The sequence below is a fragment of the Candidatus Thiosymbion oneisti genome (assembly GCF_900092655.1).
Classification (GTDB): Bacteria; Pseudomonadota; Gammaproteobacteria; order Chromatiales; family Chromatiaceae; genus Thiosymbion; species Thiosymbion oneisti.
On record NZ_FLUY01000587.1, the window covers coordinates 1 to 21,025 of the forward strand.

The 21,025-nt window shown below is 58.1% G+C and carries 15 protein-coding genes; 13 read left to right on the plus strand and 2 right to left on the minus strand.

Going from position 1 to position 21,025, the window contains the following annotated elements; all coding sequences use genetic code 11:
• Positions 1–97: 97 nt before the first annotated feature.
• Both BQ17_RS06350 and BQ17_RS06355 read right to left on the minus strand, forming a co-directional pair.
• On the minus strand, positions 98–3,286 hold the full coding sequence (locus BQ17_RS06350; RefSeq protein ID WP_089725348.1) for a toll/interleukin-1 receptor domain-containing protein: 3,189 nt from the start codon (positions 3,284–3,286) through the stop codon (positions 98–100).
• Positions 3,287–4,025: 739 nt separating this feature from the next.
• Positions 4,026–4,298, minus strand: a complete 273-nt coding sequence (locus tag BQ17_RS06355) for a BrnT family toxin (protein WP_089725350.1) — start codon at positions 4,296–4,298, stop codon at positions 4,026–4,028.
• A 74-nt stretch (positions 4,299–4,372) separates the two neighbouring features.
• Here BQ17_RS06355 and BQ17_RS06360 point away from each other — a divergent pair, with 74 nt between their 5' ends.
• The 13 genes from BQ17_RS06360 to BQ17_RS06420 all read left to right on the plus strand — a co-directional run bounded on the left by BQ17_RS06360 (position 4,373) and on the right by BQ17_RS06420 (position 21,018).
• Positions 4,373–4,894: a DUF4351 domain-containing protein gene (locus BQ17_RS06360; protein ID WP_089725352.1), complete on the plus strand. Its 522-nt coding sequence runs from the start codon at positions 4,373–4,375 to the stop codon at positions 4,892–4,894.
• A gap of 358 nt (positions 4,895–5,252) precedes the next feature.
• Complete coding sequence (gene sucC / locus BQ17_RS06365; protein WP_089725354.1) at positions 5,253–6,422, plus strand: ADP-forming succinate--CoA ligase subunit beta; 1,170 nt, start codon at positions 5,253–5,255, stop codon at positions 6,420–6,422.
• Entirely contained in the window at positions 6,422–7,297 is an 876-nt protein-coding gene (gene sucD, locus BQ17_RS06370; RefSeq protein ID WP_089725356.1) for a succinate--CoA ligase subunit alpha, read from the plus strand. The genes sucC and sucD overlap by 1 nt, the downstream gene beginning before the upstream one ends.
• Positions 7,298–7,410: 113 nt before the next feature.
• Positions 7,411–10,014, plus strand: coding sequence for an N-6 DNA methylase (locus BQ17_RS06375; RefSeq protein WP_089725396.1), 2,604 nt, complete (start codon positions 7,411–7,413; stop codon positions 10,012–10,014).
• A gap of 273 nt (positions 10,015–10,287) precedes the next feature.
• The gene (locus BQ17_RS06380; protein ID WP_089725358.1) at positions 10,288–10,878 is read left to right on the plus strand and encodes a Uma2 family endonuclease; all 591 of its coding nucleotides are present in this window, start codon (positions 10,288–10,290) and stop codon (positions 10,876–10,878) included.
• A gap of 178 nt (positions 10,879–11,056) precedes the next feature.
• Entirely contained in the window at positions 11,057–12,064 is a 1,008-nt protein-coding gene (locus BQ17_RS06385) for an NAD(P)H-quinone oxidoreductase (RefSeq protein WP_218068135.1), read from the plus strand.
• Positions 12,057–12,275: a nitroreductase family protein gene (locus BQ17_RS06390; RefSeq protein ID WP_089725362.1), complete on the plus strand. Its 219-nt coding sequence runs from the start codon at positions 12,057–12,059 to the stop codon at positions 12,273–12,275. Before BQ17_RS06385 ends, BQ17_RS06390 begins: the two co-directional genes overlap by 8 nt.
• Before the next feature lie 32 nt (positions 12,276–12,307).
• A complete protein-coding gene (locus BQ17_RS06395; protein ID WP_176722321.1) occupies positions 12,308–13,045 on the plus strand; it encodes an FkbM family methyltransferase in 738 nt (245 codons plus the stop codon).
• Positions 13,046–13,177: 132 nt separating this feature from the next.
• On the plus strand, positions 13,178–13,360 hold the full coding sequence (locus tag BQ17_RS06400; protein WP_133510580.1) for a PIN domain-containing protein: 183 nt from the start codon (positions 13,178–13,180) through the stop codon (positions 13,358–13,360).
• Between the two features lie 724 nt (positions 13,361–14,084).
• Complete coding sequence (locus BQ17_RS06405; protein WP_089725368.1) at positions 14,085–15,242, plus strand: DUF262 domain-containing protein; 1,158 nt, start codon at positions 14,085–14,087, stop codon at positions 15,240–15,242.
• A 2-nt stretch (positions 15,243–15,244) separates the two neighbouring features.
• The gene (locus BQ17_RS06410) at positions 15,245–16,540 is read left to right on the plus strand and encodes an AAA family ATPase (RefSeq protein WP_089725370.1); all 1,296 of its coding nucleotides are present in this window, start codon (positions 15,245–15,247) and stop codon (positions 16,538–16,540) included.
• A 258-nt stretch (positions 16,541–16,798) separates the two neighbouring features.
• Positions 16,799–17,572 carry a hypothetical protein gene (locus tag BQ17_RS06415; RefSeq protein ID WP_089725372.1) on the plus strand — a complete coding sequence of 258 codons (774 nt, stop codon included), beginning with the start codon at positions 16,799–16,801 and terminating at the stop codon, positions 17,570–17,572.
• Positions 17,573–17,724: 152 nt separating this feature from the next.
• Positions 17,725–21,018 (plus strand): intermembrane phospholipid transport protein YdbH family protein, encoded by a 3,294-nt coding sequence (locus BQ17_RS06420; RefSeq protein WP_089725374.1) that lies wholly within the window; start codon positions 17,725–17,727, stop codon positions 21,016–21,018.
• Positions 21,019–21,025 lie beyond the last annotated feature (7 nt).

Sequence of the window (21,025 nt, forward strand, 5' to 3'; positions counted from 1 at the left end):
TAGCCGACTGAAGCGCTTAATCGACGCTGGAGCATCAGATCCCTCCTCCGTCGGGACAAGGTCTGCTCCCACGCTGGAGCGTGGGAGCCAGAGAGGTTCAAAGGCAGCTTTCGGTATCGGCGAGCTCCTGGTCGCGGCGGTGGTAGCCGTGTTTGTCGATCAAGCGGCGGGCCTGGGCAAGATCCTCCCGCGCCGAGTCCCAGGGATAGTGGTTCTGCCGTCCGAACAGCCGGACCCGGGTGAGCAGGCAATCCGCCTGGTAGAGGGGCATGGGACCGCGCTCGGCGATCTCCCAGACCTCGTCCAGATCCGCGACGGCATTCTTGGGATCACCCGTCAACCACCGCTGCCAGGCCCGTGTGAGCAATCCGCGGGGGAGGAATTCCATGAAGCCAGACTCGCGGATACCGGCGACCGCTTTGGTCAGATGGTCGCTGGCGGCCGGGGGGATCCGGATTGCGGATGGGGCCGAATCCGTTGTGTCTTTACGCCTCCGAATCTGTGTGGTCAGGAGGGTCTGATAGAGCGCCGCACGGCCCAGATTGAGCCGGTCCAGTGCCTCGTCAAGCAAGCCGAGTTTTCCTCGAACCCATTCGAGGGTCTGTTTGGCCCGCTCGGTGATTTGGTCACAGGTAGCTTGCAGAGCAGCAAGATCCGGGATCCGGGCCTCGGGGTCCAGTACCAATCGCCAGGCCGCACGCTCAGATTCGGACAGCAGCAGGTCGCGGTAGCGGAAACCCCTCAACGAGTAGAGCCGGGGATAGTACGGTTGTCGCTCGGGCTGCATGGATTCGACCTTGATGAACAGGCGCCGGGCCTCCTCCGTCCGGCCCGCCTGATACAAAGCATCGGCCTGGGTCGTGCGGGTACCCATCCGCCAGAACTTATCCCTACTGCGGTCGGCAAAGCCGACCGACCGCTCAGCGTCGGCAATGGCAGCGGCCGGATCGCCCAATGTCAGCTCCAGCCCACTCAAATTAGAGGCGCTAGTTGCGGCAGATTTCCAGTTCTCCTGCCCGATAGCCATCTCCAACCCCGCCCGCATCGGCTCCAGCGATTCGGCCAACCGGCCCAGGGCGCGTAGGAAGAAGGCCGCCTCGTTGAGCAGCCAACTCTGGTCCGGGGCCGAGAGGTTAGGCGAAATTCGGTCCCAGAGTCGGTCGAAGAAGCAGGCCACCGCCCCCAGATCGGCGCCGATAGCCCCGAGCTTCCTCGTGCTGTAGAAGTCGGCGCCCCGCAGGATGCGCTCGCGGTAAACGGCGTCTAGGGCCTGTTGATGTAGTCCGGTCTGACAACCATGTGCCACGGCCTGATACAGGGGTTGCAGGCCCTCCAGACCATCGGGCCGGTGCTCGGTGGTGTCGCATAGGTACTGGTACAGACGCCGGTGGCCCTCCATCCAGGCAGCGTTATTACTGTGCCGCAGCCGGTGGGCGAACCAGGCCCGGATCAATGGGTGGGTATCGATCTGCTCGATACCGCCGCTGTCCGAGCGTTGGAGTGAGATCAGCCGGTGATCCTCGGCCAGACTTATGAGTATCCGGTTCCAGTCCTCCGGCCTCCAATTCGGTCCGGCCAGGGCCTCGGTGAGGCCGGAGACGGCGGCCCCGGTCCGCAGGGCTTCCAGCAGGTCCAGACGCGCCGGGCGATCAAAGAAGCCAAGCAGCCGTAAAACAGCCAGTTGGCGACGGCCGAGGTCTCCTTGCTGCTCGAACCAGTGTTCGTAGGCGCCCATCAGGGAATGGGCATGGCCCTCCTGCTCCTGGTCGAGGGCCGAGGTCCAATCCACGCGGTCACGGCGGCGGATGTCCCCTTGTTGGGCGTGCCTGAGATAACTCCCCAACAATTGGACGGTCAGGGCATGGCCCTGCAGCTCCCGCACCGCTTCGACTAGCTCCGGGTCGTCGGGATCGATCGCGGCGGCGCCGGCACGGCGAGCGCCGGCCCGGTGCAAGAGTCGAGCAGCGGCCGGCGCGGATAGGTTATCGAGTCGTTCTTCCCGCACGCTGATGCCGTGGAAGGGTTTCAGGTCCGTCAGGGGCAGTCGGCTGGTGAGGACACACAGGCCGCCCGCGCTAGGCAATTGGGCCAGTCGTTTGAGGAAGCGCTCCAAACCCTGATCCTTGAGCCGGCCCTCCAGGCCACCTGCACGCTGGAGGTGCTGCAGGGGCTCGACGCCGTCGAGCAGGAGCAGGGTTCGGGTCTCCGCTATGCGCTCGGCCAGCCGGTCAGATTTGGTGTCAGCAAGGGCCGGGCTGTCGGCCAGATCGGATTCGCCGAAGTGGCGCAGGGCGGCGTCCAGGAATGGGCCGCTGTTGGCCGCGCCCTGGTCCCGAGTGCCTTGGCTGTAGAAGGACCAGTCAAAGAAGGCACCCAAATCCTCCCGCTGGGAGGGTGTCGCAAAAGGTATCGATCTTCGCCCTTTGACCCCCTCTCGCCCTTTGACCCCCTCTCCCCAACCCCTCTCCCGGCCGGGAGAGGGGCTTTTGCGATACCCTCGGTGGTTGTGGAGGATCTCCACCATCCAATCCGTAATCAGGGAGGTCTTGCCCACCCCGCCCGGGGCGACGAAGATCAATATCTGGGTATCCCGATCCTGCCAGGCAGCATCCAGGATTTGGCGCTCTTGCTCGCGTCCCACCAGCTCATCGAAGCGACTGGCGACGCCCAGATCGAGCAGCCGGGAAGGGGCGATCCGTTGGGGCAGGGAAGCAGTGGACGTCGGGCCGGTCTGTGGCTTGTCCGGCTCGACCGACTCGGACCCGCCGGGCCGCTTGAACCGGGGTTCGGTTGTTTGGGTCGGCAGATGCGGCGCTTGGCCGGGTTGGGGCTGTTCATAGAGCGGACGGCCTAGGAGCTTGCGCAGCAGGGTCTCGTATCCATCATCTCCGTCGAGCAGGAAATGGTCGTATCCATCGAGTTCGAGTGGGATATGTCGCCGGTCCGCGGCATCGAAGAGGACCGGAAAGATGCGGTCGTTGTGCAGCTTTTTCGCGTAGAGCAAGCGCCGGATCAGGCCGGCCTCCCAGCCGACGCCCAGTCCCACATCGGGTAGCTCTTGGTCGCGGAAGCGTCGTGCGTAGGTGGCTGTCACCACGCAGAGAACGGTGTCCGCTTCCACGAGCTGGCAGGTCATCCAGGTCGGCCAGTCCTCGTCCGTATCCTTGTGGACATCGAGATGACAGGTGCAGCCGTCACGCTCCAGGCTGGCGGCCAACCCCCGCACCCGCTCGGCGTGTTCGGGGCTGTCGTGGCTATAGCTGATGAAGACGGTGGATCGGTCCATGGGTGGTTCCGGGTGCGCAAAGGCTGTATTTGAACCACAAAGGCGCACAGGACGCAAAGGGTGTCAAGTTTAAACCGGTTCATAATCAAACCACAGAGAACACAGAGGACACCGAGAAGAGGAACCGGTCAATTCTCTGTGTTCTCTGTGGTTCAAAATTAAGGACCCTAGCCCTACCCAGGCTCTCCATCGAGGTTCCGAACCTCTCCGTTGAGTCTTCAAGACTCTCGGTTGAGTGTTCAACACTTTCCGTTGAGTCCTCAAGACTCTCCACCGAGTGTTCAGGACTCTCCGTTGAGTCTTCAGGGCCGTAGGGCGGAAAAGCGTAGCGCATCCCGCCGCGAACTCTGAGTGAGCCGTATCTTTAACCCTCCTCTCTTGTAAACGGCAGCGGTTACGGCTCATAGCGTCTTCGAGACACTCCGCGGCGCGGAGCTTCCGCATTCCCACGCAGCGCGTGGGAACGAGAAAAACTCCAAAACATCAGGCTGTCATTCCGGCTGGGACGCCGGAATCCAGAGCAATGGGCGGGATGCGCTACGCTTTCCTGTCCTCCGCGGGCTGCCGTGGCGTAGCTGATGAAGACGGTGGGGCGCGTCCCTTAGCGAGTGCCTCACGGACTGCCGGGTAGCCACCTTCCTTTACCACCACGGCAGCGGACCACGCAGCCCGCTCGGCCACCGTCGCCGGCCGATCTTCGCCCGGTGCCTGTGCGATCACCCGTGCCCACTCCCTCGAATCAGCGGGAAATTTCTTGGATATATCGTCGGACTTCATGCTTTTTCGCCCTGCGCAACGAGATTATCTGTACATGCTTGCCGCGCTCCACATAGGTCATGTGCACGACGATGCCCTCGAGCCAACCGAGTAGATTGATACGCTGCTCGCCGTAGGCTTCACGGTCATCATCCCAAGCGACCACCGGGTAATCGAACACCACCTCGCAGCCGCTGAAATCCAGGTCATGGTTCTTGAGGTTACGCTGGCGCTTCGATTCATCCCAGACGATCATGAACCCAATATAGATACAAACATACGGCGCGGCAAACTTCGGTGCTGGACCTCGGCAGAGTTCCAGATCGAGAATTGTCCCAAGATCGCCGCTTGCGCGCCCGGCTGTTGGCCCTGAAATACGCCACCAGAAAGGCACACCAGATGGCGATCAGGGAGCGCTTGATCGAGGCGCTCCGAAACGCGCCCGAAGATCTTCATCCCATCGTCCGGTACCTGGTCTATGTCTATTGTTACGATGAACAAACGCTGCGCAGAATTATCCGAGAGGTACGACCGGAGGAGGAAGAAACCATGATGTCCCAATTCGCCCAGGATATTGAGAAAGCGGTTCGCCACCAAGCCTTACAGGAAGGTATACAGCAAGGCATGCAACAAGGCATGCAACAAGGCATGCAACAAGGTATGCGAAAAGGTCTGCTGGAGGGGGAAGCGAAAGGGGAAGCCAAGCTGTTGCTTCGCCTGCTTCCCCGTCGTTTTGGACCCTTACCTGCCGAAATCTGTGAGCGGATCTACGAAGCCGACCCGAATACCATCGAACAGTGGGCCGATCGCGTATTGGACGCCAAATCCCTGGAGGATGTGTTTGCGGAATAACCCATTTCTCTATCTCGGTTACCCACGTTCGCATCACCAGCGCGCCTGACCCGACCCGCTGCTCGCCTCCCTACCGCGTCGCGGCCCAGGTCGGATCGAATATGGAAAAAACAGAGCCGACGACTGATTGGGACTGGCGTTAAACCCCGTCGGTAAGGTATTTTTAGGGGTTGCCGCATGGCGGCAAGGTTTCCCGGATTCCGACAGACAAAAATCTCATCAAGCCGATGCCACCCGATCCGCAGCTGCCGTCTGGATCCGATCAGATGGCTTGCGACGGGAGGAAGCTGGTACACCTGGTGCCAACAGCCGGGGCTTCCTCTTTGCATTCGGGTGGATACATGAGGATGACGAACGCATGAATATCCATGAATATCAAGCCAAAGGGCTCCTAGCCAAGTTCGGCGTAGCCGTACCCAAGGGCCGAGTCGCGTTTACGCCCCACGAGGCGGAGGTGGCCGCTCAGGAGCTGGGCGGGTCGGTGTGGGTGGTCAAGGCCCAGATCCACGCCGGGGGCCGCGGCAAGGGCGGCGGGGTGAAGGTGGTCAAATCCCGCGATGAGGTCAAGAAGACCGCCAACCAGATGTTGGGGATGAAGCTGGTCACCCATCAGACCGGACCTGGGGGCAAGGAGGTGAAGCGGGTCTATATCGAGGAGGGCTGCGACATCGCCCGCGAGCTCTATCTGAGCGTGTTGCTGGACCGCGCGACCAGCTGGGTGACCGTGATGGCCTCCACCGAGGGCGGTATGGACATCGAGGAGGTGGCCGCCAAGACCCCGGAGAAGATCATCAAGGTGGCCATCGACCCGGCCATCGGCCTGCAGCCGTTTCATGCCCGCAAGCTGGCCTTCGGGCTGGGCCTGGAGGGTCCGCAGATCCGCTCGGCGGTGAAGTTTCTGCAGGGCATGTACAAGGCCTATACGCAGCTGGACGCGAGCCTGGTGGAGATCAACCCGCTGGTGGTGACCGGCGCGGGGGATCTGGTGGCCCTAGATGCCAAGATGAACTTCGACAACAACGGCCTGTTCCGCCAGAAGGAGGTCGCCGATCTGCGGGACGAGAGCGAGGAGGACGCGGCCGAGCTGGAGGCGAGCCAGCACGAGCTCAACTATATCAAGCTGGACGGCTCCATCGGCTGTATGGTCAACGGCGCGGGACTGGCCATGGCGACCATGGACATCATCAAGCTCGAGGGCAGCGATCCGGCCAACTTTCTGGACGTGGGGGGCGGCGCCAGCGCCGAGCGGGTGACCGTCGCCTTCAAGATCATCCTCTCCGATCCCAACGTGAAGGGCATCCTGGTCAATATCTTCGGCGGCATCATGCGCTGCGACACCATCGCCGAGGGCATCGTGGCGGCGGCCAAGGAGCTCGATATCCATGTGCCCCTGGTGGTGCGGCTGGAGGGCACCAATGTGGATAAGGGCAAGGCGATTCTCGACAAATCCGGATTGGACATCGTATCCGCGGACAGTCTCGGTGACGCCGCGAAGAAGGTCGTCGCGGCCCTGAAGGAGGCACACTAATGTCAGTTCTCGTCGATAAAGATACCAAGGTCATTTGTCAGGGCTTCACCGGCGCCCAGGGCACCTTCCATTCGGAACAGGCGATCGCCTATAAGACCAAGCTGGTCGGCGGCGTCACCCCCGGCAAGGGAGGAACAAAGCATCTGGGGCTCCCGGTCTTCGATACGGTGGCCGACGCGGTGGCCAAGACCGGCGCCACGGCCACTGTCATCTATGTGCCGCCGCCCTTCGCCGCGGACGCCATCATGGAGGCGGTCGATGCCGAGATTCCGCTGGTGGTCTGCATCACGGAAGGGGTTCCGGTGGCGGATATGGTGAAGGTGAAGCGGGTGCTCACCGGCTCCAAGACCCGGCTGGTGGGGCCCAACTGCCCCGGCGTCATCACCCCCGATGAGTGCAAGATCGGCATCATGCCCGGCCACATCCACAAGCCGGGGAGTGTGGGTATCGTCTCCCGCTCCGGGACCCTGACCTATGAGGCGGTGGCGCAAACCACGGTGGTGGGTCTGGGGCAGTCTACCTGCATCGGCATCGGCGGTGATCCGGTCAACGGCACCAACTTCATCGACTGCCTAGATCTGTTCCTGAAGGACCCCAAGACCGAGTCCATCATCATGATCGGCGAGATCGGGGGCACGGCAGAGGAAGACGCCGCGGATTTCCTCAAGCAGTCCAAGATCAAGAAGCCGACGGTGGGCTTCATCGCCGGGCTGACCGCACCGCCGGGCCGCCGTATGGGCCATGCGGGCGCGATCATCGCCGGCGGCAAGGGCGGCGCCAAGGAGAAGATCGAGGCGATGAAGCGTGCGGGCATCCATGTCTCGGCCTCGCCATCCGAGCTGGGTACCACCTTGAAATCGGTCCTGGGCGGTTAACGACCGCGCGAGTAGGGTCCGCGCCGGGTTGTCCGGATGCCGTGGGGGGAACCACGGCCATCCGCGGCTCCGGTGCGGGTCTGTCTCGGGGTCCACTTCCAGATCGCGAGCAGATGAGCGAAGAATTAATACAGATTTCCCCAAAGCTGCTGGGGCGGTATCTTTATTACCGAATTGGCAGTTCTACACTTTCTCAACTGAAAAAGCAGAAAGTAATTAAAGGGAAATTCACACAGGATATTGCGCAGAAGAAGCCGGACGGACTAGTTGTACTTACAGGTGGTGATGTCAAAGCTATTATTGAGTACAAACAGCCATCGGAGCTTCAAACGAAATCTCAGGTAGACAGGGCAATAAATCAAGAAATAGAAGTTGCCAAACAGTTATGCAAGCTACTGATTGTTACATCAGGCAAGAAAACCGTTTGGGTTAATGCGCTGAATGGTGAGCGCATCCTTTCTGAAAATGGAAAGGAACTTAAGCAGGTATTCGATACCCAGCCCATAGAGGAAGGTTCCCTATCCAATGAGGAGGTGGTAGCACTCGAACAGCTTATCGATAAAATCGACCATTCGCTGACTGAAAAAAATAACACGATTGCCCTGCCAGAAGTATTAGACCCTTCACAATTAGCCAGAACCATCTGGCAAAAGATATGGATTAATACCGGCAAAGAGCCGGAAAAGTGTCTTTACAATGTGGTGGAGCTATTCGTATTTAAGTTTCTCAGCGATCTTGGGGTTCTGCGCTCACATAATAATTTTAGCTCTGTATATGCCTTAACGCAGGCTGAATCATCCATTGAAGCATTAAAGCATTATGCCAATATTTGTCGGAAAGAAATACGAGAATTATTTCCTGAAGGAAAAGATGGAACGACCGTAATCAATGGTACTATTTTTGTTAACGAAAAGGGCGAACCGAACATAGCGCAGGCAAGTTTGTTCGGTGAGGTTCTGCGCGACTTGCAGGACTATGACAGTGAGTTTGGATCATTTAAATACATTAAGAAAGAATTTAAGACGCGACTGTATGAGTCCTTTCTGCGACAGAATGCGGGCATACGCTTCTTAGGGCAGTATTTCACGCCGCGCAATGTGCTAAAAGCGGTTGTTGCCATGTCTGATGCCTCGCAACTAAAGAAAGGATCTAGAGTATGCGATCCATTCTGCGGTGTTGGGGGGTTCCTTTTGGAACTAATCTCTGAGAATAAGCAGATATGGAGAGAGTTTGAGCCGGTAGACGGAAAAGTACTGCCCCAAATCACAGTTATTGGTTATGATAAGGGTAGTGATGAGAAAGAGGATGAGCGCACTATTATTTTGGCAAAGGCCAATATGCTCATTTATTTTTCTGACTTATTGGTTAAGTATCCTACAAAAGATTACCTAAAAGCGTTTTCGGAAGGTGCATTTAATGAGGTGTTCCACCTTCTACGCTCTAATTTGGGCACATTCGGCAGAGTTAATAGTGAGCCTTTCGACTTGATTCTAACCAATCCTCCTTATGTTACCAGCGGTTCAAGCAGCCTTAAGCGCGCTATTGATGAAGAAGGATTATCTACTCACTACACATCCGGGGGGAGAGGCACGGAAACCCTTTCTATGGAATGGATTGTCAGCAATTTAAAAATCGACGGCCAGGCATTGGTTGTTGTTCCTGATGGCCTGCTGAATCAGGCTGTAATGCTGGCATACTTAAAAACCTATTGTATCATTCAAGGTATTGTTTCCCTCCCTACCAGAACCTTCTATTCTACACCGAAGAAGACCTACATACTTGTCCTAAGAAAGAAGACGGATACCAACGAAGAACAGGAAAGCCCCGTGTTCACTTATCTTGTCAGTGAAATTGGTGAAACACGTGATGCTAATCGTTGGCTTACGGATAAGAATGATTTAGCTGAATTGGTTTCTTCGTTTAATCAGTTTAAAGGTGCCCCATCCTACTTTAAAAGCATGTCGAAACGCTGTAAAGTCGTCAAGTTTGATGAATTCAGCAAAAAAACAAACTGGTTAGTTGACCGCTGGTGGAGTAAAGAAGAAAGAGTATCTTTAGGTGTGGAGGATAGTATCAGGGAAGTTAGTGAGCATGAATACTTCCAGATGGTAAATAAAGCCAACAATACAATATCATCATTGCTTGATAATGAATTAACAAATAATGGCTCGGGTGATGCGGTCAGGCTTAAAACAATCAGGCTTGATGAAGAATCTTTCTTTAGCCTTGAAATAGGTGAGAGAATATTGAAAAAAGATCAGCTTGAAGAAGGTATCCCTGCATATAGCGCAAATGTAAATGAGCCTTTTGGCTTTATTGAAGACTCAAATCTGAATGACTTTAGTCGCCCGTCTTTGATATGGGGTATAGATGGCGTATTTGATTGGGGATACATCCCCGAAAATGTCGAGTTTGCCACTACGGACCATTGTGGCAGACTGACTACCGAAGAAATTGATCTGCATCCTAAGTATATCTATTACGCACTGAAAAGCACGAAGGACCAGTACGGGTTTGACAGGACGTATAGAGCATCGTTGAAAAACATCCGACAGGTCGTTTCTGTGGATGTACCAGTAAACGAAGGTGGCGACTTTGACCTAGATACACAGATAGCAATAGCAGAGCGCTACGAAAAGCTGGAAACCGCTAAAGCTAAGATTTTGGAACAGCTTGAAATACTTTCGTCTGTTCAAGTGACTCTGGATAATTTATGAATTACCTGTACCTTGATCTAGTTAGATACAAAGACTTGGTATTGATATATACCTGAACCCGTGATTTCATCTGCGCTTGCAGGTGCGTAACATGCTGAGATCAGAGTGATAGTCATATCCGGCGTCTGCTGGGCCTTGCCTCGGAGAACGCCTAATCTCTGGTTCGACGATGAAGGCGGTACTGATCGATAAATTCGGCGGCGGAGGTCCTAGGCATTGGGAGGCGGAGCGGCCGACGCCCGGTAACGGCCAGACGTTGAGCGATAAACCCTCATGCAACCAGCAAGCCAACCGACGCTCTATGAGCTCCTGGAGGGTTTGCCCACAGGGGTGACCGGAGAAATCCTGAATGGGCAACTGCACACCCATCCGCGTCCGTCGGGTCCACATGGCCGCGCTGCCAATTGTCTGGACCGTATCATTGGTCGCTACTTTGATTTTGGTGACGGTGGCCCCGGCGGCTGGTGGATCTTCACCGAGCCGGAGGTGCACTTTCTGCGGGATGCGGAGGTAACCGTGCCGGATCTGGCCGGTTGGCGGCGTGAGCGGATGCCGATACCCCCGGAGGATCATCGCTTCGAGGTGGTTCCCGACTGGGTATGCGAGATCTTTTCTCCCTCTACCGCGAGTAGGGATCGTGAGATCAAGCTGCCGCTGTACGCCCACTATGGCGTACCGTATGCGTGGTTGATCGATCCGGTCGCGCATACCCTGGAGGCCTACCGACTCGACGCTGGTGCCTGGCTCGAGATCGACCGCTTCGCCGATGCCGATCAGGTGGTTGCACCACCATTCGAATCGGTGTCGATCGACCTCAGGGGCCTCTGGTTGCCTGGGCGGCCGAGAATCGTAGAGAGACGATGAATCCTCAATGGAGAGACCTCAGTGTGGATTGGTTTTGAAGATCCCTCGCTACGCTCGGGATGACAGTTCCCTGCGGTCGAGATGACAGGCTCGGTTGCGATGAAGAGCATCCGGCAAACTTCACAACTTAAAATTCAACCACTACCCGAAAGCCTTGCAATTACCCGAGATCAGATAAATGTCAACGGCCACGAATGCGACGATGAAGGCGGTACTGATCGATAAATTCGGCGGGGCGGAGGTCCTGCGCATCGGGGAGGCGGAGCGACCGACGCCTGGTAACGGCCAGGCGTTAGTGGAGGTGGCGGCCACCTCGGTCAACCGCCCGGACATCGTCCAGCGTGAGGGCAAGTATCCCCCGCCCAAGGGGGATTCGGAGCTCCTGGGCCTGGAGGTGGCCGGGACCGTCCGGGCGCTCGGCGCGGGGGTGGACCGCTGGTCCGTCGGCGACCGGGTGATGGGCCTAGTGGGCGGCGGGGGCTATGCGGAATATGCCGTCGCCTACGCGGATCACCTGATGCGGATCCCGGAGACTATGAATTTCGAGGAAGCGGCCGGTATCTGCGAGGCCTATATTACCGCCTACCTCAATGTCTTCATGATCGGCGGCCTCAAGGACGGTGACGGCGTCCTGCTGCACGGCGGGGGCGGCGGTGTTAATACCGCCGCCGTTCAGCTTTGCCGGGCCTTGACGCCCGCCGCGAAGGTCCTGGTCACGGCCTCGCCGGGCAAGCTGGAGCGGGTCGCGGCGCTGGGGGCGGATCCGGTCATCGACTACCGATCCCAGGATTTCGCCGAGGAGGTCCGGCGCGTTACGGACGGGCGGGGGGTGCAGGTGATTCTCGACCATATCGGCGCCGCCTATCTGGCCTCCAACATGAAGTCGCTCGCCGTCGGCGGACGCTTGGTGCTCATCGGCGTGACCAGTGGTATCAAGGCGGAGCTCAACCTGGCCCTGATGATGGTCAAACGCCAGCAGGTCATCGGCTCCGTGCTCAGATCACGGTCGGTGCCTGAAAAGGCGGCGATCGTCGCCGAGTTCTCACACCGCGTGCTGCCCCTGCTGGCGGAGCGCAAGGTCGTGCCCCTGATTCACAAGGTCTACCGGCTGGACGACGTGGCCCAGGCCCAGCGTGAAATGGAAGCGAGCGCCCATTTCGGAAAGATCGTCCTGTCACTTGTTTAAATATTATCGCTCCTTCAGCGCGCCGGTCGTGCTCTATCTATATGGAATCCCACCTGGCGACGGGTCCTCTGGTGCCTATGTGGCTCTCGGTATCTTCCTGCAATCGCTGATACTGGCTGCCCTCAAGGAGGGACTGGCAAACTGTCCCCAGCAGACCCTGGCCGAGTATCCCAAGCCGTCAAGCGAAGGCTCGGCATTGTACCAAGAGTAGTATAAGGTGATCGCATGAGGTATCCGTTTGCAATGAACCTGTTCAAACTCTTCCGCAAGACTGAACTCCCACCACAGGAAACCGAGAACCTTCCCCCGTTGAATGTTATCTATGACCAACAAACCTTTTCGGTCATGAAAAAGGTCATCTCGGAGAAATCAAACTGCGTGGATGTAGGCTGTCACGTGGGAGAAATTTTGAAAAAGATGCTGGATTTCTCCCCCCGTGGACAACACTATGCCTTCGAGCCGATACCCGAGTTATGTCAAGGACTGCAAGAGCAATTCGGCGTTCTGCCCAATGTCAGCGTTTCCTGTGCCGCCCTCAGTGACAAAGTCGGTTCCTCCGAATTCCAGCACGTGGTATCCAACCCGGGATACAGTGGTCTGAAAAAACGGCGTTACGACCGGGACAACGAGGTCATAGGAAAAATCAGCGTGCAAACGGATACGCTCGACAACTTTTTGCCGCCGGGAACCCCCATTGACTTCATCAAGGTGGATATTGAAGGCGGTGAGGTGGGTTTTTTTCGCGGCGCCCTGCAAACCATAAAAAACAACAGACCCTATATCGTGTTTGAGCATGGTGCAGGCGGCGCCGATTACTATGGAGACGGGCCAGCGGATGTCTATGAAATCCTGGTGGAACAATGCGGCCTGAAATTGACCCTTATGGAAAACTGGCTGGCGAAAAAGCCACCGTTCTCAAGACAGGACCTTCTGGATCAATTCTATAATGGTACCAATTATTATTTTCTGGCATACCCCTGAACCGTTGCCGATTCAATCGGTACTATGAGGAAAGATCTGTTTAAATTTTGAGTTGATAGGTAGTACAGCATTGGCCCAATGTAGGTAGTGGTTATACTACTTTTATATCATTTTTTCATTGTTTCCATTTCAGTGCCGCTGATTGTCGCTGCCACGAGACGAGTCGAAACCGCCAATCTTTCCTTCTGGGATAGCCTGATCATCGAGTCCGCGATCAAAAGTGATGCGCGGCGTCTCTGGACCGAGGACCTCCAGGACGGCCAGACCTGCGGTGAACTCATGATCATGAATCCATTCAAGTCGCCGACCAAGTAACCCGGGGTCTGCGTCCCTGGGAAATCGAGACCGGAGACCAGCGGCCAAGCGATCGTGCGCGGCTTGCCTGCTCCGTAGAAGACGCAGATTCAAACGCAGCCGGCTGCATACAGCGGCGTCATCCGCGGATTCGATACACCGCCTTGTCGGGTTACGGCGCGTTCGGCCTCGCCGGTACACACCAACCTCCGAAGGCGCGCCTAACCCGACCTACCGTGACAAGTGACTGGTAGCTTTGGTACCTTCGGAATTTGCTGGCTCCCACGCTCCAGCGTGGGAGCAAATCCAGACGCTCCAGCGTCGATAAGCGGCCAGATAGGCTAGGTCGTGTTGACATTTAGCAGGTCCGCACAGCGGACCCTACGCTAACCAGCTGATTGACTGTAGGGTCCGCTGTGCGGACCGCCGGAATGTTGCAGTCATTCAACATGTGAAAACAGTCGGTTAGTTAAATGTCAACAGGACCTAGTACCTGGTTTCGATCGATATTGCTAGTCCACACACTAGAACGGGTAAGCAAAGCGTGTGAGCCAGCAGATACTATGAACTTGCAACATAAGTCGAAACTAGATGCTAGCGTAAACGCCTATTAAGTCCGGAGGAGCAAAGTCCGCTGGAGCGGACAAGACGGCGTTCCCACGCTCGAGCGTGGGAACGAGCAAAAAAACAAGCCGATAACCGAGCGGGACTTGATACCTAGCCTCATGGGACTTGATAGCCAACCATGAACGAAAACTCGAACGAAGCGATTGAAGAGGAATTGAATTCCGAGGGACGTGCCAGCGGTGTGGAACGCGAGCCGGATGGAAGCGATGAACACCCTGAAATCACTGACCCTTTCGATCCCAAGGATATCGACATCAAGACGAAGAACCCAAGTATGGATAGTCTGATAAAGCGGCTCGATCATGATGAAATCGATCTGAATCCGGATTTTCAGCGCAAAGGCGGTATCTGGTCGAAAAGAGGTAAGAGTCGCCTGATCGAGTCCTTACTCCTGAACATCCCACTGCCGGTGTTCTATGTGGCCTCGGATGCGGATGGAAACTGGATCGTCGTCGACGGGCTGCAACGTTTGACGGCGCTCAATCAGTTTATTCGTGAACGGGCATTCGCTCTGGAAGGCCTGGAGTTCCTGAAACAGTTCAATGGTCAGAAGTTTGGCGACCTTCCCCGCCCCATGCAGCGCCGGATTCTCGAATCCGAGCCGGTCTTCCACATTATCCAAGCCAGTAGCTCAAAGGCTGTTACTCAAACCATCTTCAAGCGCATCAACACCGGCGGGATGCCCCTGTCGGCCCAGGAGATCCGCCATGCCTTGTACCAAGGCCCCGTGACCAAACTCCTCAAAGAGCTGGCCGCCGGTGAGGCCTTCTTGAGGGCAACCGGCGGGAGCATGAAAGACGATCGCATGGCCGATCGCGAGTGTGTACTCCGTTATCTGGCCTTCAGTATTCGAGGCATTGATGCCTACGACAAACCGGATCTCGATAAATTTTTGTCCGACACGATGGAGCAACTCAACGAGAAGGATGAGCAATCTTTCGTCGGTTACCGCGCTGGATTCGAGCGGGCCATGGAGCGGGCGTTCCAGATCTTCGGAGGCCTTGGCTTCCGGAGGCAGCGACGAGGTTGGTCTGGAAAGTCTCCCATCAATAAGGCATTGTTTGAGGCTTGGAGCGTAGCCTTGGGGGGTTTGGACGATGAGCAAGCAGAGCGATTGATTGGGCGTAAGGAGGCTGTGAACGAGGCCTTTATCAATCTGTTGGAATCCGATCGGGACTTCGTCACTGCGATTTCTAATAGGATTTGGAATGTTACGGGCGTAAAGACACGTTTCTCACGTATTCATAAGCTCATTGCGCACGTTTTGGAGACATAGGCATGATCGAGTCCGTGGAGGTAAAGAATTTCAAGTGTTTTCGGGGAAACAAGCGCTTTGATCTGGGGCGTGTTACCTTACCGGCGGGTGTCAACGGGGTGGGTAAGAGCTCCCTGATTCAGGGGCTCCTGCTGATACGACAGTCGTACCCGGACTGGAACGAGCTGCGGCTGAACGGTGACCTGCTGGAGCTGGGCCAACCCGGTGACGCCTTTTGTACGGATGCGGAGGATGACGAGCTGCGTTTCGCGCTGACATTGCGGAACCGCCGAACGGAAATGGGACCTGCGAAGGGCGTAACAATCACAGGCTACGTCGATGAGAACGGAAATTTCCACGGCCCTACCCTGGCAAGGAATAAGGGTCTTTCCCTAGCAGAGCTTGATCCGGAGACCAAAAAGGTAAGGGTCATCGGGAATCAGCAGGTCTTAAACCCAGGAGAGGAACAGCCCGGCAAACAGCTCGATTGGCGTTATCGGTTTACCGAAGACAGATTCGAACGCGTCGAGGCGCCGAATGACCTGGGCGATTGCGCCTTGTTCGGGCCAGAGTGCCACTACCTCTCCGCTGACCGTTGGGGACCGCGCAGATTGCTGCCGATGTCGAGGCACGACATCACTCACGGCAATCTCGGGAAATACGGCGAGTACACGGCCCATTATCTGGAGGCCTTCGGTGGCCGCCGGCTCCCGGAGATCAATGCGAAGCTGCCGGTCCGCAATCCCGACGAGGGCAAGGATCTGCTGCACCAGGTGCAGGCATGGCTGAACGAGCTATCGCCGGGAACCCGCCTGGAACCAAAGATATTCAGGGAGCTGGACGAGAGCACATTGACCTTCGCGTTCCGTGGGGAACTCGGTTACTCGCGTAGCTATCGCGCTACCAACGTGGGCTTCGGGTTGAGCTATACCTTGCCCATCATCGTGGCACTACTCTCGCTGCCACCCGGCGGATTGGTGATGCTGGAGAATCCGGAGGCCCATCTGCACCCGCGGGGGCAGACCATCATAGGCCGGCTGATGGCGCTGGCGGCGGCGGCCGGGGTCCAGGTGGTCGTGGAGACCCACAGCGACCATGTACTCAACGGCATTCGGATCGCGGTGCGAGAGGGCCTGTTGGCCCCGGAGCTGGCGGTTTTTCACTATTTCACCCGCACGGAACAGGGCGCTGTCGAGATCGATTCGCCCCGCATCGATGCGGAGGGCAAGCTCGACAGCTGGCCGGAAGGCTTCTTCGACGAAGGTATCAAGAGCCTGGCGGCCCTGTCATCGCGGCGTGCTCGGGGGCGACGGCGCTAGGTCCTGTTGAGTATGGGAAAATGATACGGTCGCTTCGACCTATCCGTGTCGTCCGTGGACGAACAAGATCATGTGATCTTTTGCGACCGATTGGCGTTGATTCGCGTTCATTTGCGGCAAAAAAATGATTCCCATGTTATCGGTACTTCAGTGCTGCTGTAACAGGAGGTAGCGGAGTGAGGCCGCAACTGGTGTTCTAATGATCTTTCCGTGCGCGAGGCGCAGTCTCGGGCGACGGCTGCGCAATGGTTGTCTGACATGGTGCAGACCATCGCGGATCTGATCGCTGAGGGGATGTGTGGCACGACGATCCATACGAATCGGCCACTCTACGAGCTCGATCTGATACGGGACGAATATGGTTTTCAGGAATGGGTGTTCGAGGGTCCACATGATGACTTGCGGATACTTGCCGCGGGATTGATCGATCAGTCACCCGTCGCAAAAGGACTCTTCGAGTCGTCCGCGGAAACCGGCGAATTTGAACGCTCGGATTTCCGCATTGATGAAGCGATCAGCTGCGAGGCCCTCGGCGTGGCCCTGACCTGGGACGACATCGCCGTCAGCCTACCCTCGGAGGAGCGATGGCGGGCAACGGAGATTCCCATCGTACAGCATCTGTACGACACGGCTCTCATAGTGTGTGACCTGGTTCGGCATCGGGTACGTCATGCCTCGATGCCGGATCATGTGGACCGGGTTATCGATGATTGGCGAAAGTCGGCGAGCGCCAAGGTGACCGGGGTAGCCCAGCTGATCGAGCATTGGGAGCTACTGTTTCCGCGGCTGGATCTCTGCGCGGAATATCAAAGAAAGACGCTGCCGGCACTCTCCGACCAGAATACCCTGCACTCGGTAGCGGGGCGTTTGTATGTCTTGAATCTCACGTGCAAACATTGGGCCGACCGTGCTGAGGACAATCCGGAGTATGGTTTTCGCGCGCGCCCGGAATCCGGAAAACCATGGACAATAAGGAACGTGCCAAGCAACGCCTGGCCACCTGTCCGCGGCAAGGCAAAGCCTACTTCGTGATGCACTGCGACATCCGGCCAGGGGGATCCCGGCTTTATTGGCTGGAGAACCGGGAGGAGCACCGGTGCTGTATCGGCTATGTCGGACCACACCTGGAAACGAGTAGGCACAAGGCGCAGTAATAGCTCCGGAATCGCGAGAGCTCATGGGGGATGAAAAGAAGGCTCCGAGTCCTGGTCTTGTCATCGTCGATCATTGCCGCCTTTGCCGCGGTCCTGGTCCTGGCCGGGGTGCTCTTGCTGGATTGGGCGAAGGGTCAGCTCGCCGCGAGTGGTCTCGGCGATGTGGATTTCGCCGTCGAAGGTCTTTCTCTCGACCGCTTGTCGCTCTCGGACATCCGCTTTGGGCTGGGCCGGGAGCAAAATGTGGAGCGGCTTACCCTGCTGTTTCATCCGACCCGGTTGGTGCGCGATCGGTCCTTGGACAAGGTCCTGATCGAGGGTGCGGAGCTGCGTTTCATCCCAGGGGATGATAGTGTTCCCCAGCTCGCGGGGGTATCCCTGCCCGAGACGCCAGGGGACAAGGCCAATTTGAAGATGCCCGCGCTCCCCGTCGCGAGCCTGGAGCTGCGGGCCAGTCGCTTGAACCTGGAAACGGGGAGAGGGACGCTGCAGATTCCGCTGCGCGGCACATTGACACAAACAGATGTGGGGGCCTGGGCACTCGACGCCCAACTGGAATTGCGCTATCAGGGGGCGTACAGGCAGGGGACACACAGGCAGGAGGCGCGCGGGGCGCTCGCAGTGAAGGGGCGACTGGAACAGGACGGTGCGGCGAAGCTGGAGGTGGCGCTAGCGGGCGCCGAAGGGTGGCTTCCCGAGGGGTTGGACACCCATGGAGCGGGCCAGGCCAGTGTGGAGTGGGATGGGGGCGAGCAGTTCTCCGGCACCGGCAGCCTGGCGGTGCATCTGGCCGAATCGCCCGTGATGCTCGCTGTTCAGGCCGGCAAGACTCAGGGTGAGGCGTTTGCCTTCGCATTGGATCTGGACGCATCGGAGCTGGATCTGGCTACTCTGGATGAGCTGGCGGAATCCGGTGCCGGCCTTGCCGGCCGGGCATCCTTACAGACCCGGATCGAGGGGGCTCTGCCTGTCCTCTCCGAACGCTGGCTGGAAGCAGCGTCAGCGAGCGGGCGGATTTCCTTCCGAATCAAGGACGGGGCCTTTCCTGGCTCGGCAGCGAAGGCGGTAGATGAAGTCACGCTCGAGGTCCAGGCCAACAAGACCCAGGGTAAGGGGCTTGCCTTTGGATTGGACCTGAATACATCGGAGCTGGATCTGGCTGCTCTGGATGAGTTGGCGGGATCCGGTGTCGGCCTTGCCGGTCGGGCATCCTTGCAGGCCCGGATCGAGGGGGCCTTGCCCATCCTCTCCGAACGCTGGCTGGAAGCAGCGTCAGCGAACGGACGGATTTCCCTCCGAATCCGGGATGGCACCCTTCCCGACTTGGTAGCGGAGGCGTCGGGTGCCCTCGACCTGGACCTGTCCTTATCCGAGGCCTCCCTCCTGGCCGTACCCGCATCGCCCTGGGAGGTAACCGGTCGCCTGGTCGGCCTTGACCCGCCCGCAGGCTTCCGGCTCTCCGACGTCAAGGGGCACAGCCTTAGGCTCACCTCGAGTACCGACCTGGCGCGACAGACCGCCGCGGGTGCAGTCGGCTTTGCCCTCGAAGTTCCGTCCCAACCCAAGATCGCGGGGAGAGTATCCGGCCGTGTGGAGTACGCCCCGGAAGACGGGCTCCGATTCGATCTGGAGCGGCTCCGGCTCGATCCCATCAGCTGGACCCACGACGGAATGGAAATCCGCATGGGGGCGCTGGACGCACGACTGGCCGGAACGGCGTCGCATATGCAGGGCCGGGTTTCCACACGGTTGGATGTCTCCGATGTCACCTACGGCGGTGAGCGCCTGACCGGAGGTGAAATCGAGCTGGAGGGAGATCTGACGCACACGGATGAGGGCCTGGTGCTCGCAGTGAAGGATTGCGTATCGGTACGGGCAAAACGCCTGGATTTGGGGGGAGTCCGGTGGTTGCGTCCGGTCGATCTGTGTGTCCGCCAGGCCAAGGGAAGGCCGCTGTTGCGATTCGATCCTACCCAGCAGACCTGGTCACTGGCCTTGACCCTACCGAGCCATCCTGCGGTCCTGGCGGTCGAGCACGGACAAGACGACCCCCTCGAGCTTGCCGGTACCATGCCCCAGGCAAGGCTGTCTGCGACATTTAATCCAACTACGCAGGCACTCAAGCTGGTACTGAACACCCAGGGAGGACACTTGAAGCTCGCCGAGCAGGCGGTGGCCGTTTCGGACATCAGGCTGGCCTTGCTCCAGGATCGAGCGACCTCGGTGACCTTGCAGCACGCGGTCGCAACCAGCCTTGCGAGCCCCCCCGATTTCCCGGCCTTGGTCCTGGCGGGCAAGGCGAAGGGGCGTTTAGACAAAACCATGGCGTTCGAGCTGGTCGCCCGAGGGCGCCGGGTGCCGTTCAAGCTCTCCGCCAAGGGTAAGCACCACTTTGGGTTGGCCATCGGCGAGCTGAGCTACCGGCTGGATAAGATCCGATTCTCGCCGCAAGGGCTGCAACCGGGCGACCTGGTCCCCGCGTTGGGAAAGTTCATCAGCGAGGCGCGCGGCTCCTTGGCCGTGAGCGGCGGTCTTTCCTGGATCGCAGGGGTTCCCGCTACCCACTTGCGCCTGGCGTTGGATGATCTGGGATTCGATGCGCCGGGGCTATCGGTCAGGGGGCTCAATACGCGGCTCCGGCGCGCGGGTCGGACGGTTCGAAACCAGCTGGACACCCAGGAAATCCGGGTCGATCTCCTGGACATCGGCATACCTTTGCGCAATGGCCTGATTCGGTTCCACACCAGAGAGGCCCCATCCGTCCGTATCGAGCAGCTCGACTTCACCTGGGGTGGTGGTGGGGTGCAAATAGAACCGCTTGCTTTGCAGTTCGACCAGCTTGCGGCGGAGCACTCCATCATTCTGAAATTCGAGGCCGTCAGATTGAATCCCCTGCTCCGGCTGATCCCGGTCGATGGGCTGTGGGGCACCGGGTTCTTGAGCGGACGGGTGCCGCTGCGCATCCGCGGCTCCGAGATCGCCGTCGACCAGGGCTCGATCAGCGCCGAGACGCCTGGCCTGTTGCGCTATCGACCCGAGGAAAAACCAGGGTTTTTCGATAACAGCAGCGAAACGGAGCTGCTGTTCGAGGCCCTGCGGAATTTCCATTACGAGTCTCTGTCTATCGGGCTGAACGGCAGGACCCAGGATAACCTGCAACTCTCGATCTCGCTCGCCGGCGCCAATCCCGACCTCTACGATGGTCACCCGTTCAAGCTGAACTTCAATCTGACCGGGGAGCTTGATACGATTATCCGCCGTAGCCTGGCGATCGCAACCTTCGCCGAAAGGTTCGGGGAACTCATGTCCCGCTATTTCAAGTAGAAGGGGG